Below are 15,874 nucleotides of genomic sequence, written 5' to 3' on the forward strand. Positions count from 1 at the left end.
CTTTCCAACAGCCGAAATAAGTAACCAAGAAAGGCCGTGCTCCGGCAAACTTTCTAATCCGCTAACAGCCGCGTCTTTTTTGTCATACCGGCGTGAGGAAACATCCCTGTAAAACGCACGCCGATCAGGTTCTTCGAAGGCGTTTAATACAAAACTCAGTTTCGACCCATCCTTGGTAGTGCGCCCAGCTTCACCATCCATGGTGAATCGTTCACCCGACAGGAGCGCTGCTCCTAAAAGCCTCGGGTTCACCCATATCTGGCCATCTGACAAGTCGCTGCATTTATCGGGAAAGTTTGAGTCGCGAATTGATTCGCTGCGCTCACTAAAGCATGCGCTTTGCTTACTTATGGTCTGCGGCCACTACTGCATGCGCTTTGCTTTCCCGCATGCGGGACTTCTTCCTAACAGGCTTGCAAAACGTTGGCGCTAACCTCAAAGTTAGAATGGAATACAGTGAGTTATAATAAGCGACTATTGGCACTCATAAAGGTAGTTGGGGCGTGAACTATAGTGTTTGAGGCCAGAGGTTTGGTTCAAGGGTAATACCCCATGCAAAGGAGGATGTCATGATGAATAAATTCGCTCGAAATATTGCAGATGACGTGAAGTCAGAAATTTTATTGGCCGAAGCACGGGAAGCGGAAGGCTTTGCTGCAAAAGCGTTTCAGCATTTAGAAAGTGCTCATGTATTAGGCCAAGAGTCGACCTGGTGGCATGTAAAAGTGCATTGCCTGATGTTGTCGTGGGCTGTTCGGCAAAATGACGCGAAGGAGTGTTTAGGTCAGCTTTTTCGAATCATCGGAGCGATAAGCAAGACAGCATTAGGCTTAGTTCCTGCGGGTAACACGGGCGGTACAAATGTGAGTCCTTTTAAAAAGCTACCCATCAAGCCTGAGAATCAAGCAGCAATTACCAAAGCCAAACAACGCACCTAAAATCAAGCTACACGCATAAAAATACCCCAGCATCACAGACACTGGGGTATTTGTTTATTCTTTGGCTAGAAGCCGAATGCTTGCTTAGGCGGTGCTTTTTTGCAGCGAACGCATTTGGTCGTGGTTACGCTTCATGTCGGTCAACACTTTATTGAGTGCCATGGTACAGGCAGCGGGTTGATCTTCTTTAAGCGCTTCACGTAATTCAGCAAGAATTTTGTCTTCCACTTCTTCTAACTGACTGACAAATGTATGGTCACTGTTAGAGGTAAGCGAGCTGATCACCTTGGTGTACATACTTCTGATATCAACGGCCATTGCGTTGTCATCTTCATAATCGCCTTGTTCAGCGACTGCGAAAGGTTGCAAGGTAGTAATAGCAGTTTGTTTGTCGTTAATCATTTGCTGGAATACAGTTTTGATACTCTGCGATTCCACTTTCTTTATGGCGTCTGAATAGAACTCGATGCCACCGTTTAGAACTTTGATAATCGATGATACTTTTTCAACATGATTTGGATTAGACATAGATTACTCCTTTGTGATTAAACTTGTCGTCGTCAGAGAGTTGCTCTGAGTTATATGTATTATTGCAACGCTTATACCACTTATTTTTTATACTGCTATAATTACCTTTAAGTTAAAAAACTTTATTTAATACAAGGGTTTAGTCGGGTTTTTGGTTTGGGGTGGCGAGATTTTTTGCAAGAGGAATTGGTATTTGTCGGGGTTTAAAATTACACCGAGTAAAGTTTGCATTTAGACTTGAATAAAGTACGTGGCAGGAGCGGCTTTAATACCTAAAGCACCTCGGTAGACGAGGTGCCCACATATAACTAGGATTAACTTTGTGATTCGCCGTCACTAGGTGATGATGGGGCATCAGCTTTAGTGGCATGCTCCTTACTAAACGTTTGTTTTGAAGCACTTTCTTGCGACTGGTCGTTTGTTTCGGCTTTTTGCTCACCTGGGTGTTTCTGACTGCTCAGCATTGCATCTAACTTCTCTCCGCCTTTGGCGCCAAAATCCAAGGTTCGAATCGGGAATGGAATTAAGAAATCTGCTTCTTCAAGGGTCTTTTTGATTAGGATCACAGCTTCGTGTCGAGCAACCATAAAGCCCGTATCCCCAGGGTAATCTATCCAAAACCATACCAGCATGTTGATACTGCTATCGCCGAAGCTTTCGACGTAAACGGCCGTCTCTTCTTTTTTAACCACAAAATCACACTCGTTCATTTTATCAGTGAGCAATTTGGCCGCAGCTGCTGGGTCGTCACCATAGGAAATTCCCACAGGGATCTCTAACCTGCGCACACCGATAGTAGAGTAATTGGTTAGGATGTTTCGGAATAAAATTTTATTCGGGATAACCTCTATCTGACCAAAAAACGTCTCGACTATTGTGTTGCGTAAATTAATGGCGCGTACGTTACCGAATACGCCTTCGGCCTGCACCACATCACCTAGTTCAAATGGTTTTCTGATCCCCATTGCGATGCCAGCTATAAGGTTTTCTGTCATATCTTGGAACGCAAAACCTATGGCTAACCCGACAATGCCTGCACCGGCTAACAGTGAGGTCACGGTGCCAGACAATCCTAGAAATTCCAAAGCGATAAATAGCCCAGTGCACATGACGATGGCTTTGAATATAGACGCAAGCAGGTCGGCTATTTGCCTTGATTCTAAAGCACGGTGTAAGCCTTTTCTTAGCATCCTGCTAAGCACTCTGGCGAGTATTGAGAAGACAATGGTGATGAGAATAGCGACAACAAAATTAGGTAAGTGAGCAATTGTTTGCTCTAGCCAGCTTTGAAGCTTGTCGGTTATCAGAGAGGAAAATTCGCCGAGCGCTGTAAATTCCATTATATGATCCTAAGTAGGTGAAACAGAGTTAGAAACGAAAAAAGCGAGCACCGAATATTCGGGGCTCGCAAGCGGGAACGCGCTGTTAATGCAGTGTGAGTGCAGTGCAGGCGCAGCAGTGTTAAATCGTGTTTAGCGAAGGTTTTGCGCAAGTTGTTTTGCATCAAACACCTTCAATGGGGTTTTGGGCTCGCCCTTGCCCATAGTGATCAGTAAAGATGACATAATATTTTCTTTTACTTGCTTGGTCGTGACTTCGCCACCGGCGTAATTGGGGGAACTTGGCGTGGCACAGCCTAATAAACCGCAGGTCGTTTCACCGCGTACAGGCTTCGTCGTTGTAGGGCCTACACGTGTTAGTTCTTTTGTTTCTACGTCAAGATCGCTATCGACTATGGTGAACCAAGTATATCCTTGGGCGGTGGTGAGTTCTGCGGCATGCAGCAGAGCGTAATTCTTTGCATCATCTTCGTCAGTGGTTTTATTGCCTTTAAACAATACACGGTACTGGTTGTCGCTCAACTGGACGTGACTGTATCCATTATCGCCATTTTCTACAGCAGCTTGATATTGCGTAGGGGGAACTGTGCTACAACCGAATAAGCAAAGGCAAATCATGCATAACGTTAGGGTCGGTTTTAACAATATGTAGTCTGGCAATATATTCATTAGTCATACTCTTTAAGGTCTTGGCTGGCGAAGGCAGCGTGCTTAATTTTATATGTAATGCTTAATTCAATATCGGGGCCAACCCTGCACCCCTTTAAAACAGGGACTTACAGAGATTTATCATTTCATTGCTTGGCAAGTTTTACTGTTGAAAAAGTAAAAAGTGCACACAAGCGCGAGGTGGTTCGTTGCCCAGGAAATGAAAAAAGGAAAGCCTTGGGCTTTCCTTTTGGAATATGAAGTGCGATTTACTGTTGAAGCGGCTATCAGTGGATTATAGCGACAGCGACTAAAAGGCCACAGCGATTAAAATGAGCACAGCGATTAAACCGCGCCATGGCTATGAGGGCACAGCTATCAGCATAGTAAGTGAATTGGGGTTTACCTTAATGTCCAGCGTTTCTGCTTGGTAGGTCTCCCCATCAACAACGTACTGTAAGGGCTGCTGCGCGCGAATCTTTATGCGCTGAATGTGTTGATGATGTACATTTTTATTTTCCTCATCGCTAAATAGGTTCGGCGCGATAAGTTCTGACAAGCTAAACATATGGTCACCGAATGTCGCTTGTGGTGGCAACCAAGTAAGGTCTAACAGACCATCTTTCGCATTGGGTTCGCCGCCACCTTGAGCTAAAACTGTGGTAAAAGGCGCAGCATTTGCTACTACTAAGCTGCACACTGGCAGCTCGCGTTCTGGTTCGTCATCAATGCTCACTGACAGGGTCAGTGATTCATTTACGTTAACCGCTTCCCAAAGCGCTTTGATGTACGCGAGTTGCCCAGCAACATCTTTTTCAGAGCGGTCTGCATTTTCAACCATTTTTTGCTCAAATCCTAGGGCGGTGACCAGTAGCATGAGTTCGCCGTTACAATAAGCGGTATCTATTTTAGTTGGCTGGCCATTCTCAATGTGTTCACAGGCGACCTCTATAGGCATCACTTTACTTTGACTACCAAACAATGCGTGGGCAAGTGCGTTTGCCGTGCCAAGAGGAATGATCGCGAAATGTGTGTCGCTATTGACTAAGGCCGATGCTACCTCTGTTAAGGTGCCATCACCGCCACAGGCAATTACTGTTTTAGCCCCGGCTTTGAGAGCTTGTTCTGCTAAATCGGCGGCGCTGATTTCTGGGGTGGTTTCTACAATGTGAAGCTGCAACGACGCAGACAACCTTTGTTCAATAAAATCTCGATTTTCTACCCATTTCCCACCCCCTGACACGGGGTTAGCAATTAACCAGGTCGGCTGTGACAAGACGAGCTTGCCCTGCTCGAACACCTTGCTTAACGCCCTAAGCTGGTGGGAGTTTAGCCGCGCGGTTTCACGTACGTCTTGTATCATCGTGATTGCTTGGCGTACGCTCAAATCTGGATTTTTACTGAGTAAGTAAGCCGCCATGATGAGTACCGAACGCCCTCGTCCTAGTGCACAGTGTACTACGACGCCACGGTTTGCGCGGCGCTGGTTTTCAATCCAATTCACTGCGCTGATTAAATCTTCTTCCGTGGGACTTTGATGGTCTAAAACAGGTACATTTAGATAGGCCAAATCCTCTGAGGTTGCGGTCCAGTCTAGGCCGTCAAATTCAGCAGTTACGTCGAGTATGGCTTTGACGTTCATTTCCTGTAGGTACTCAATGTCACTAGGAAATAAACGGCAGGCGAGGTATAGGTCATCGTCAATTTGTTGAATTGCAGGGACTTTGTCATGCTTACGTGACCAAGCGTTATAGAGCTGTGCACCGAGCAAAAATGGGATAAACAACCAGCGAATGTAAAAGGGGATCGAGCCGTCTTGTTTCTTACGAAAAATAGCCGGTTTTTGCAGGGCGTATGCACTACTAACAGTCACTAATGACAATGCGATCCATATCAAAGGTATAGCAATAAATAGGCTAGTACTGACGTAAGCTAACCATAAAGCGAAGAGTGCCCCACCAAGATAATACTTTACGATAAACATGCTGCGGTTCCTTTCGTGCAATAACGCTTATTTTGACGATTCAATGGTGAACAATTAACCAGGTATGTGAAGTGACTCAGCCTGTGTGCAGCAAACGCACACAGACTCATTTGCAGCACTCTAGATAGTTTTTGTGCCTCGAATGGGGTAGTCATTTTTTCGTGTATAACCTAAACCTGATACCAGCATTTTCAAGTCAGGGCGCACAAATGGACTATTGGCAATCTCCAATACCTGCACTTTGTTGTCATTGTTGATGACAAATAAACCAGGCTCAGGGAAGTCATGGTCAGTTTCTGCGTCTGAGGTGGGCTGAGAAACATACAAACCTAATTTACGCATGTGATCTTTGTTCAATCCGGCGTATACAGGAAATTCAACTGATACATCGGCAAGCTTGGTATTGAGCTGGTCCACCGAATCTGCTGACACCGCCACAATGTCGACGTTTATGTCTTGAAATTGCGAACGCATTTCCTGCAATTGGGTTAAGTATTTACTACAAATAGGGCAATGCACGCCACGATAAATAACTAATAGTGTCCAATTTTCAGCCTCTTGAGGCGCGACTAAACTTTGTGTTTTCCCGTCTTTATCGAGCACTTGAATGCTGGGGAAGCTGGCGCCTGGGGTTAATTTTTCATAATTCATTTTGTTCCTCCTGATGGGGGCGTTTGAGTAAAATGTCTAAGGCTAGTAAATGGCGATGCAATGAGCTGTTTAAGCTGATTGTTGTTCGCGCATTTCTTGGCGATAGCTAGTCGCTAACTTATCTTTTTGCGTTTCATTGAGAACCTTTCCTGCCATTTGGAAAAACTGCTGTTCTTCATCGTCTAAATGGTGAAGTACTAAGTGCTGTAGACTTTTCATGTGCGTCAACCAAGCGGAAGAGCTCATGTCGGTCGCTTCAAGCTTTTCGATCATTTCGTCGATTTCATGATGTTCAGATATCGCGTGACGCGATGGGTCAACCATCTTGTCTGACTTCATGAGAGGGGCATAGAAGTAACGTTCTTCAGCGAGCGCGTGACGTTCCAATGCGTCTTTTAATTGGCTGAACGCGAGAACACGTTGCTCGCTTTTCCCAGATGTATTTAATAATGTGTCCATTAAGTCTCTTTGAACATCGTGATCTTTGCGTAACGCTTCAAAAATTTTCATGGGTTCCTCTCACTGTTTTGCTTTCATTATTGTCTTTACGCTAATGCGAGCTTTGTACCAATCGCCTAATAATTATAACTAACTGAATAGTATGGTTTTTTCGTTTTCGTTTTAGTATTTAAGAAAGGCCGGAGTGGTAAAATTTACACAAATTAAGTAGTTATTTCTGTTTGGTTTTTGGTCACAGTGGTCGATTTTGGCGCGTGAGCGTAACAGTATGTAGGGAGCAAATTTACAACCTATTTTTAAATATTAGCGTTCACGCTTAGGAGGAAAGGTGACACAAGTAATTCGTGCATATGTGGGTTCATTACTCGGTTTTTTATTGCTGGACGCACTATGGCTTGGCTTCATAGCGAAAGATAACTACACGCAAGCGATGGAAGGTTTAATGCGCGACAAGGTGCATATTTGGCCTTGGATTGTGTTTTATACCCTGTATTGCATGGCGATGGTTTACTTAGTCATTCGGCCACAGTTTAACGCTGAAAAAGCCAGTGGTGTATTCATTGGAGGAGGCGTTTTAGGTGCAGCAGCCTATGGTGCGTACAATATGACAAATTATGCGTTATTGGCTGACTGGCCTTTAGGGATAAGCTTGCAAGATTGGGTATGGGGCGCAGTTGTCACCAGTTTAAGCAGCTATTGCGGTTGGCGTTTAGCTCGCCGCTGATTGATGAATCGAATACACAGAGCGTGTACAGAGCGAGTACAGTGCAGTGTAAATGAACATAGCGCCACGACAGTATGGGCTGTCGTGGCTTTGCGGCTATTTATTAAGTTTGCGAATATGGCTGTAATTCAGTAACGCGACAAAGACAGAGCCGCCAATTGCATTGCCAAGAAGTACGACAGCAAGAGCCTTTAACATCTCTATCAAAGACAGTTGATCTGAGGTGAAATAGCCCACTAGTAGCTCTACTGAGCCTGCAATCGAGTGATGCAAGCCACCAAGGCCGATAATAAAAGTAACGATGTAAATACATAGTATTTGGCTGGTCGTGGAGTGAGTTGAAAGTATAGTCCACGCACCTAACGCCATTAACCAACCCGCCAAGGTGGCACTTATGAGCAGTGTTAGAGGTGAGTAAGACAAAATGTGCTCTGCGATAATGAAGTAACCCTCACTGGCATGTATCACCTCGTCACTCAGGGCTAAGAGTCCGGCGCTGAAAATACCACCGATAATATTGCCTGCAATCACAATACCCCACAGGCGAAACATGCGAAATACACTGATGCGCCTATCGAGAATCGGGTAGAAAGCTGTGGCTGTGTGCTCGGTAAATAACTGGGTACGACTTAAAATACACATCACAAATCCTAGCGGATACACTAAAGCCACCAATACCCGATTAAAGCCTGTAGACATGTCACCGACTATGGTTGTCATTACGCCTACGGCAAGTACGGTGAAGCAGATGATCATGCCTGCAGCGAGCGCAGACATGAACAGCGACATGCTCGGACGGGCTAGTTGTTCAACCCCTTCGTCTATGGCTTTTTCAAGAATGTCATCGGGGTGGCGAAAGGTTTCGTCCACGCGCTTAACTATTACAGAAGCGTATTCTTGACTCTCGCGGGTACGCTCTTTGGAGCGCTCCTTGGTGCTTTCATTAAACAATAGCTCACCAGAAGGGGAAACTATTTTCGCCTCATGATCGTGTTCGCCGTGCTCTAGATCATCACTCATTGTTTATCCTTGAATCAATGTAAATTAATGTTTTATCCACCATATCAAGGCCACTATTAGAGTGAGCCCGATGGCTGTAGGGATCTTATATTTTTTAAATAGCGCTTCAGCTTGGTTACCCGCCAATTTGACTAACAGTGCGAGGCCGAAATAACGAATAGAGCGGGCAATAAAAGTCGCTAATAAGAATAGGCCCAAAGAGTATTTAGCAGCACCAGCTGCTAGCATGGCAATTTGAAAAGGAACGGGAATAATGCCTACGGACAATACGTACCAGAAGCCTTGTTCTTGCATCTGGGTTTTAACATTCTCTAGCTGCTGAGGGTCCGAAAACCAGCTGGCGATTTGCTCGGCGAATTGGTCAAAAAGATAATAACCGACGCCGTAGCCGATAATGGCACCAAAAATACAACCTAAGGTGGCCAACGTCGCTAACAGCCATATTTTTTCACGCTTGGCCTGCATTAAAGGGATCAACACGGCTTCAAGGGGAATAGGGACAATGATCGACTCTAAAAATGAGGCGATGACCAAAACAAGATACATGTTTTTAGATTCTATAAATTGCTTAGTCTTATTTTTAAAATACGTGACCATGTTCGTCCTGTATAAAAACTTGGGCTTGATGTAAACCAAGTAGAGAATGAAACGAGTAGACTGACTGTGCAGGATATATACCAAAGGACGGCGGGGAATGAGTGAGTTATTGGCGCGCAAACCAGATCTGTAAACTAATACTGCTTTAAGCCTTATAGATCGCGGTGGTCCAGCTTATGCCCATACTTGTGAATTTGCGCGTATAAACGCAATTTGGATGCAACAACGTTGTCCTAAACAGCAAATATTGACTCGGCGCGGGCTGATTTAGAGGGATTTTTTGCAATATTTACTTATCCAGTATTTAGGTTGCTTACCCAAGGTCGATGGCGAGTAGCCCTCTGGATAGAGCTGCAAATCGCTCTTAGGCTTATTCAGATGTCGACGATTTTGTTGCTTGCTGCCTCGCGAATTGGCGTAGGGTTAACATACCGGAAATAGACGAGACGAAGTAAGGGACGATAAACGTTAGGAGCATACTCCCCCACAGAATCGGTGCTTGTCCAAATACACCGTCATATTGGTTAATCACATTTAGGATCGCACCAACAGTTAGCGCCGTGGCAAGCGAACGCTTGACCAAAGTAGGGTTAAAAAGCTGATTTAATAGTCCAATATTTTTGTATATCAATTGGGTTACCTTTTGGATTTTGATGATAAAACAAGACCGATATCCAGCCTGTATTATTTCAGTGTATGAAAAAGACTGTAGGCTTGAAGACTTGAATGTAACTACGCACATTGCTTTTCCAAGGTAGTTAATTCACACTCCTGCGCTTGATGGTAAAAGGGGCTTGAAATGAATGATAAAGCGGTGAAATCGGGCGTCTTATTCGCAATCGCGGCGTACACCATGTGGGGTATTGCGCCAATGTATTTCAAATTGATTGGCCAAGTGCCAGCAATGGAAATTTTGATGCATCGCATTATTTGGTCTGTGCTGGTATTAGTTTTACTGGTGGCTGTGACCGGTAAAATTAATAAGGTAAAGCAGGCGATATTAAATCCGAAGGTCATGCAGATTCTATTGATATCCGGATTACTGTTGGCCGCAAACTGGTTTATTTTCATCTGGGCAATCAATAATAATCATCTACTTGATGCCAGTTTAGGTTACTACATCAATCCCTTGCTAAATGTATTCCTAGGACGCCTATTTTTAGGTGAGCGGTTACGACGCATGCAAAAAGTTGCCGTGGGCTTAGCGCTTTCAGGTGTAGCGTATTTTATCGTCAGTTACGGCCAGTTGCCTTGGGTTGCACTTGCACTTGCTGGCACGTTCGGAATATACGGCTTATTGCGAAAGCAAGTCGCGGTGGACTCATTACCAGGGTTGCTAATTGAAAGTGTGTTTTTGCTCCCACCTGCTATCGTCTACTGGATTTGGTTCGCGGGTGAGTACAGCAATATGCTCACTAATGACCTGCCTTTAAATATTACCTTGATTTGCGCTGGCATCGTCACTACAGCGCCCTTGTTATGTTTTACGGCAGCCGCCAAGCGCATCATGTTTTCGACCTTAGGCTTTTTCCAATACATCGGCCCAAGCCTGATGTTTGTATTGGCTGCTGCGGTTTACGGTGAACCGCTGGATAACAGCAAATTAGTTATGTTCGCGTTTGTCTGGTTGGCGCTAGGATTGTTTAGTTATGATTCCTTACGCCAATACCAAAAAGTAAAGAAGGCGCTTAAACAGGCGCAGGCTTAGCGTACTTAGCTGGGGTCGTGCTCAACACGATTTCGGCCGTTATTTTTTGCCTGATACAGATATTCGTCCGCTTTACGCAGCATGCCGCTTATGCCCCCATGTTCTATAGCGGTCACGCCAATACTGACAGAGCAATGAAATGTTTGGCCCTCAAATTTGAACTCGATGTCAGTGAGGGCTTGGCGGAAATCATTAAATATTTGCACTGCCGTGTGCAGCTTAATATTCGGCATAAAAACGCAAAATTCTTCACCGCCAAAGCGGGCCGGAATATGCTGCTTGAAGGTGTCAGCGACTAATTTAGCAATTTCCCTTAAGGTATAATCACCACAATCATGACCATAGGTATCATTAATTTTTTTAAAATGGTCGATATCGATAAGAGCTAAGCATTGGCAAACCGGGATTAACTGAAGTGCAGCCGCTGCCCGCTCAAAGAAATGACGACGATTGGGCAGGCCAGTGAGAAAATCAGAATTGGCCGCACGTCTGATAAGCTCGATATTTTCTATATATTCTATGTTTTGCATAATTCGGCATAAGAATTCTTCTTGGCCGTAAGGCTGGGTCAGAAAGTCATTCGCCCCGCTTTTGATAAAGCGGGCAGATAGCCCAGTATCGCCTCTGTCAGACAAACCGATCACAGCGATATCTTCTTTTTTTGCTCGTTGTCGAACTTCGCTGAGCATTTTGATGCCGCTCGGGCCTGGTAAATCATTGGCCACAATCACTAGCTTGATATGACTCTGGCGCGTGAGTACTTCAAGTCCGTGCTGCCCAGTTGTTGCCTCGTAGGTCATAAAGTTATGCCGGCGCAACAACGCTGTACTGCGCGCCCTATGAACACGTGCGTTATCTACAACTAAAACGCCAATATGTTTGTTTTTATATAACCGACTGAGTAACACACTCAGGTATTCGTATACCTGTTCACTTTCTTTGAGGATGTAATCAATAACGTCTTTGTCCAGAATACCGGCTCTGGTTTGTGAGTCTAAGAATTCAGTAGTGACTATGGTGGGCAAAAACGAAGCTAGGGTGAAGTCGATTGCTTGGCCGTGTGGGGCGTCTGGGAGGCGATAATCGACGATGGCACACAGAAAGTCTTCTGGTGCAGAACGTGAAAATATATGCTGGGCAGCCGTTAGGCTGGTGGCTCTAACTGGCGTTAGCTGAGCGTTAACGATGAGACTGGCAATGACACCTACGGATTGTTCGTTGTCGTCAATGATCAGTACTTTTGGGCGCATAAAACAAGTTTACCTTTTTCTGAGCACGGGAGTGCAATCACTCGAGGTAACTACAACGTACTCGGTTAAAAAAGTAAACCGGTTTTAATCAGCAATGGTCTATATTCGGTCAAGTTTGGCGAATGACAATACTAACCATTTACTGCCGACATTATCGAAATTGACTTGCACTCTGGCGTGTTCGCCGCTGCCTTCGTAATTAAGTACGGTACCCTCACCAAATTTACGGTGTGCCACTCGTTCGCCGAGTTTAAACCCCGTGGAATCAAACGCGGTATGGCTGGCGGATGACTGAAAACGGCTTTGCATTGGTCGTGCAACCGTTGCTTTGGTACGCAAGCGGACTTCTTCAATGTATTCGCTGGGTATTTCTTTGATGAAACGAGAAGGCGTATGGTATTTGTCTTGGCCATAAACGCGGCGACTTTCAGCGTAGGTTAGAAAGAGTTTTTGCATGGCGCGCGTCATGCCTACATAACATAAGCGACGTTCTTCTTCGATTTTACCCGGTTCATCGTTACTCATTTGACTCGGGAACATGCCCTCTTCGACACCGACCAACAACACCATAGGGAATTCAAGACCCTTAGCTGTGTGAATGGTCATCATCTGCACCGCGTCTTGATGTTTATCCGCTTGCGCATCACCGGCTTCAAGTGAAGCATGGGCGAGAAATGCAGACATAGGGCTCATGTTTTCAGCTTCTTCAGGGGGCGCAAATTGCTTACAAGCAGTAACGAGTTCTTCTAAGTTTTCAATACGCGCTTGGGCTTTCTCGCCTTTTTCTGCTTTGTACATGGCGTATAAACCGGAATGCTTAATCACGTGATCAGCATGCTGTTCAAGGGGTAAGTCTTGGGTGTCTTTTTGCAGCAATAAAACTAAATCGATAAAGCCTTGCAGCGCATTCGCAGCCCGCCCAGAAAGGCGCTTTTCTCGCAGCAATTGTAAGCTCGCTTGCCACATGGACAAATCGCTTTCTTTGGCTTGTTCGCGCACCTGAGCCAAGGTTTTATCACCTATGCCCCGCGTTGGGGTGTTAACCACGCGTTCAAATGCAGCATCGTCAATTTGTTGATTAATGATGCGCAGATAACCTAAAGCGTCTCTAATTTCTTGGCGTTCAAAGAATCGCAGACCACCATAAATTCGATAGGCCACTGATTCTTGCAATAAGGCTTCTTCGAGCACGCGAGATTGAGCGTTGTTACGGTATAAAATGGCGCAATCGCTAAGGGCGTAACCTTGGGTTTGCCAGTCTTTGATACGTGATACTGCAAAGCGGGCTTCATCTAACTCGTTAAAGCCAGCGTATAAAGAGATAGGCTCGCCATCGGCACCCTCAGTCCATAGCTCTTTGCCTAGCCGACCTTGGTTGTTATCGATAACCGCATTAGCTGCTTTAAGAATATTACCTGTAGAGCGATAGTTTTGCTCCAAGCGTATGGTTTTCGCTTGGGGGTAGTCACGTAAGAAATGCTGAATATTCTGTACGTTGGCACCGCGCCAACCATAAATAGATTGGTCGTCATCGCCAACAATAATCATATTGTTAGTGGGGGCAGCCAACAGGCGTAGCCATGCATATTGGATGTTGTTGGTATCTTGAAATTCGTCCACCAGTACCGCGCGGAAGCGATTTTGATAGTGCTTAAGCAGCTCTGGGTTTTCTACCCATAATTGATGAGCGCGTAGTAATAACTCGGCAAAATCGACTAAACCAGCACGTTCGCAGGTTTGTTGATACACCTGATAAATTTCACAGAGTTTTTTCTGGTTGTAATCGCCGTGGGTGTCGATGTGTTCTGGGCGCAAGCCTTCATCTTTATTGCCATTGATGTACCACTGAACATGTTTAGGGGCCCATTGTTTTTCATCTAGATTCATACTTTTTATGACGCGGCGCACTAAGCGGTATTGGTCATCAGAATCTAAAATTTGAAAGTTCTCGGGTAACTTAGCTTCCGCATAATGGGTGCGCAGCAATCTGTGGGCGATGCCATGAAACGTGCCAATCCACATATTACTCAGTGCACTGCCTTGCAACTCTTCGATACGCCCGCGCATTTCCCGCGCCGCTTTGTTGGTAAACGTAACGGCCAGAATCCCCCAAGGGGCAATGCCTTCTACTTCCATTAACCAAGCAATACGGTGCACTAAAACACGGGTTTTACCACTGCCTGCGCCAGCCAAAATAAGCATGTCAGCAGCCGGTGAGGCCACGGCGTCGCGTTGTTTATCGTTGAGTTGTTCTAAGAGTCGAGATACATCCATGGGGGAAAAATGCTGTAGAATTATGAACGCATTATAACAGTTATACTGTGTTTTTATACAATTAATGAATTTGTTCTTAGTCATTAATGGGCTTTGAAATAACAACTGACTACACTGCCGACTAATGCAGAGATAAGGTGGATACGCGTGGACAACAAATTTTGGCAAACCCTTCGAAATGAAGCACAGGTAATGACAGACAAAGAACCCTTACTTGCCACTTATGTTAATGAATGTATTTTGAAGCAGCAAGATTTCGCAGGGGCGCTGAGTTTTATCTTATCAAACAAGCTTTCAGATAAAGTCATGTCAGCGGATGCACTGCGTACCATGCTGGACCAAGCCTACCGCGACCAGCCGTTGCTGGTTGAAGCCACAGTGTTTGACATTCAAGCCACATTCGAGCGCGATCCGGCGGTCAAGTCGTATTTAACTGCGTTGTTGTACTTTAAAGGCTTTCACGCCATTCAGGTGCATCGTTTTGCTCATATGTTGTGGCTAATGGGCCGCCATGAATTGGCGTTATTTATTCAGAGTCGCAGCTCTGAAGTGTTGTCTGTGGATATTCACCCGGCAGCGTATATTGGCCAAGGCGTTATGTTTGACCATGCCACTGGCATAGTGGTGGGTGAAACGGCTGTGATTGAAGATAATGTGTCGATTATGCAGTCGGTTACGCTGGGCGGCACAGGTAACGAGGTCGGTGATAGGCATCCAAAAGTGCGCCATGGCGTGATGATTGGTGCCGGCGCCAAAATTTTGGGTAACATCGAAATTGGCCCTGGAGCCAAAGTCGGTGCGGGCAGTGTGGTACTGGCTAATGTTCCGCCCCATGTGACTGTGGCAGGCGTGCCAGCAAAAATTGTGGGTAAGCCAAGCTGCCAAAACCCTTGCCAGACAATGCGTCAAAACGTATTAGAAGATTAGTATCTAGGCTCGCGTGGTAACGAAATCACGCGAATCTAATAACAACCAGATAAACAGCTACAAATCACAAAGCTCGCTTAAATGCTCTAGCTGGATATCCGGTAATACAGTGACATCTTCGCTGCTCAGACTCATAGGGCGATTCACTGCATACCAAGCACTCATAAAACCGGCTTTTTTTGCCCCTAAAACGTCTTTTTCTAAATTATCACCCACGTGCAAAATGGTCTCCCTTGGCATTTTGAGTAACTGCTGTGCAGCGTCGAACATGGCACTGTTGGGCTTCATAGGGAAAGCCAAACTTGCGTGAAAGCTTTTTTGAAAGTAATCCGCGATACCAATTTGCTCTAAATTCACATTGCCATTGGTAATAGCGACTAAGGGCCAGCGCTCGCCGAGTTTGCTCAGCGTTTGCGTGACTTCTTCTGCGACCTTGAAATTGCTGCGCTCAAAATAGAAGAAATCAAAGGCTTCATCTACCGCGCTTTTTAGCGCTTGACCGCTGTGTCCAAACGCTTGAATGCCGCTGGTTAATACCTCGCGGCGTAACATGCCCATGTCGCTGTGCAGTTCTGGCTTGTTTTTCAGAGTGCTGAGCCTATGCTCACGCCAATACCCTGGGTGACTGTGGGAAGGCTCTGGAGCAAAGCCACCTAAAAATTCAATTAAGGCGTGTTCCGCGCGTATGATATAAGGGTAATTATCGTATAGGGTGTCATCGAGATCGAACGTTAGGGCTTTAATGTCGCCGATTTTACGGTAATAAATCATGTTTTCGGTTCTGTCCTTTTTTCTTGCGCTGATGATCAGCCGACATCACTTATCG

17 protein-coding genes are annotated in these 15,874 nt (G+C 45.4%); 4 read left to right on the forward strand and 13 right to left on the reverse strand.

The window, feature by feature from the left end:
- Nucleotides 1–201: hypothetical protein (locus GCHA_RS23200; protein ID WP_039992236.1), on the reverse strand; the 201-nt coding region annotated here is incomplete at its 3' end.
- A 368-nt stretch (nt 202–569) separates the two neighbouring features.
- On the opposite strand from GCHA_RS23200, the gene GCHA_RS07835 reads away from it, so the two are divergent.
- On the forward strand, nt 570–938 hold the full coding sequence (locus tag GCHA_RS07835) for a DUF3703 domain-containing protein (RefSeq protein ID WP_007986855.1): 369 nt from the start codon (nt 570–572) through the stop codon (nt 936–938).
- A gap of 84 nt (nt 939–1,022) precedes the next feature.
- On the opposite strand, the gene GCHA_RS07840 is transcribed toward GCHA_RS07835, so the two are convergent.
- The 6 genes from GCHA_RS07840 to GCHA_RS07865 form a co-directional block, all read right to left on the reverse strand.
- Complete coding sequence (locus GCHA_RS07840; protein ID WP_007986857.1) at nt 1,023–1,466, reverse strand: ferritin-like domain-containing protein; 444 nt, start codon at nt 1,464–1,466, stop codon at nt 1,023–1,025.
- A gap of 314 nt (nt 1,467–1,780) precedes the next feature.
- Complete coding sequence (locus GCHA_RS07845; RefSeq protein WP_007986859.1) at nt 1,781–2,806, reverse strand: mechanosensitive ion channel family protein; 1,026 nt, start codon at nt 2,804–2,806, stop codon at nt 1,781–1,783.
- A 132-nt stretch (nt 2,807–2,938) separates the two neighbouring features.
- Nucleotides 2,939–3,475, reverse strand: a complete 537-nt coding sequence (locus GCHA_RS07850) for a CC0125/CC1285 family lipoprotein (RefSeq protein WP_007986861.1) — start codon at nt 3,473–3,475, stop codon at nt 2,939–2,941.
- Between the two features lie 340 nt (nt 3,476–3,815).
- The gene (locus tag GCHA_RS07855) at nt 3,816–5,438 is read right to left on the reverse strand and encodes a diacylglycerol kinase family protein (RefSeq protein WP_007986865.1); all 1,623 of its coding nucleotides are present in this window, start codon (nt 5,436–5,438) and stop codon (nt 3,816–3,818) included.
- A 120-nt stretch (nt 5,439–5,558) separates the two neighbouring features.
- Complete coding sequence (locus GCHA_RS07860; protein ID WP_007986867.1) at nt 5,559–6,089, reverse strand: peroxiredoxin-like family protein; 531 nt, start codon at nt 6,087–6,089, stop codon at nt 5,559–5,561.
- A gap of 69 nt (nt 6,090–6,158) precedes the next feature.
- Nucleotides 6,159–6,599 carry a hemerythrin domain-containing protein gene (locus GCHA_RS07865; RefSeq protein WP_007986869.1) on the reverse strand — a complete coding sequence of 147 codons (441 nt, stop codon included), beginning with the start codon at nt 6,597–6,599 and terminating at the stop codon, nt 6,159–6,161.
- Between the two features lie 277 nt (nt 6,600–6,876).
- Here GCHA_RS07865 and GCHA_RS07870 point away from each other — a divergent pair, with 277 nt between their 5' ends.
- Complete coding sequence (locus GCHA_RS07870) at nt 6,877–7,272, forward strand: DUF2177 family protein (protein WP_007986871.1); 396 nt, start codon at nt 6,877–6,879, stop codon at nt 7,270–7,272.
- 96 nt (nt 7,273–7,368) lie between these two features.
- On the opposite strand, the gene GCHA_RS07875 is transcribed toward GCHA_RS07870, so the two are convergent.
- The 3 genes from GCHA_RS07875 to GCHA_RS07885 form a co-directional block, all read right to left on the reverse strand.
- Nucleotides 7,369–8,292: a formate/nitrite transporter family protein gene (locus GCHA_RS07875; RefSeq protein WP_007986873.1), complete on the reverse strand. Its 924-nt coding sequence runs from the start codon at nt 8,290–8,292 to the stop codon at nt 7,369–7,371.
- Between the two features lie 24 nt (nt 8,293–8,316).
- Nucleotides 8,317–8,889 carry a YqaA family protein gene (locus GCHA_RS07880; RefSeq protein WP_007986876.1) on the reverse strand — a complete coding sequence of 191 codons (573 nt, stop codon included), beginning with the start codon at nt 8,887–8,889 and terminating at the stop codon, nt 8,317–8,319.
- Nucleotides 8,890–9,259: 370 nt separating this feature from the next.
- Nucleotides 9,260–9,520 carry a hypothetical protein gene (locus tag GCHA_RS07885; RefSeq protein ID WP_007986879.1) on the reverse strand — a complete coding sequence of 87 codons (261 nt, stop codon included), beginning with the start codon at nt 9,518–9,520 and terminating at the stop codon, nt 9,260–9,262.
- 168 nt (nt 9,521–9,688) lie between these two features.
- On the opposite strand from GCHA_RS07885, the gene rarD reads away from it, so the two are divergent.
- On the forward strand, nt 9,689–10,597 hold the full coding sequence (gene rarD, locus GCHA_RS07890) for an EamA family transporter RarD (protein ID WP_013752582.1): 909 nt from the start codon (nt 9,689–9,691) through the stop codon (nt 10,595–10,597).
- A 5-nt stretch (nt 10,598–10,602) separates the two neighbouring features.
- On the opposite strand, the gene GCHA_RS07895 is transcribed toward rarD, so the two are convergent.
- The gene (locus GCHA_RS07895) at nt 10,603–11,847 is read right to left on the reverse strand and encodes a GGDEF domain-containing response regulator (protein ID WP_007986885.1); all 1,245 of its coding nucleotides are present in this window, start codon (nt 11,845–11,847) and stop codon (nt 10,603–10,605) included.
- A 99-nt stretch (nt 11,848–11,946) separates the two neighbouring features.
- Nucleotides 11,947–14,121 (reverse strand): DNA helicase II, encoded by a 2,175-nt coding sequence (gene uvrD, locus GCHA_RS07900; RefSeq protein ID WP_007986887.1) that lies wholly within the window; start codon nt 14,119–14,121, stop codon nt 11,947–11,949.
- Nucleotides 14,122–14,268: 147 nt separating this feature from the next.
- Between uvrD and cysE the strand changes: the two genes are divergently transcribed.
- A complete protein-coding gene (gene cysE / locus GCHA_RS07905; protein ID WP_007986889.1) occupies nt 14,269–15,048 on the forward strand; it encodes a serine O-acetyltransferase in 780 nt (259 codons plus the stop codon).
- A gap of 57 nt (nt 15,049–15,105) precedes the next feature.
- On the opposite strand, the gene GCHA_RS07910 is transcribed toward cysE, so the two are convergent.
- Nucleotides 15,106–15,819 carry an HAD-IA family hydrolase gene (locus GCHA_RS07910; RefSeq protein WP_007986891.1) on the reverse strand — a complete coding sequence of 238 codons (714 nt, stop codon included), beginning with the start codon at nt 15,817–15,819 and terminating at the stop codon, nt 15,106–15,108.
- Nucleotides 15,820–15,874 lie beyond the last annotated feature (55 nt).

Source organism: Paraglaciecola chathamensis S18K6 (genome assembly GCA_000314955.1).
In the GTDB taxonomy this organism is placed as follows: Bacteria; Pseudomonadota; Gammaproteobacteria; order Enterobacterales; family Alteromonadaceae; genus Paraglaciecola; species Paraglaciecola chathamensis.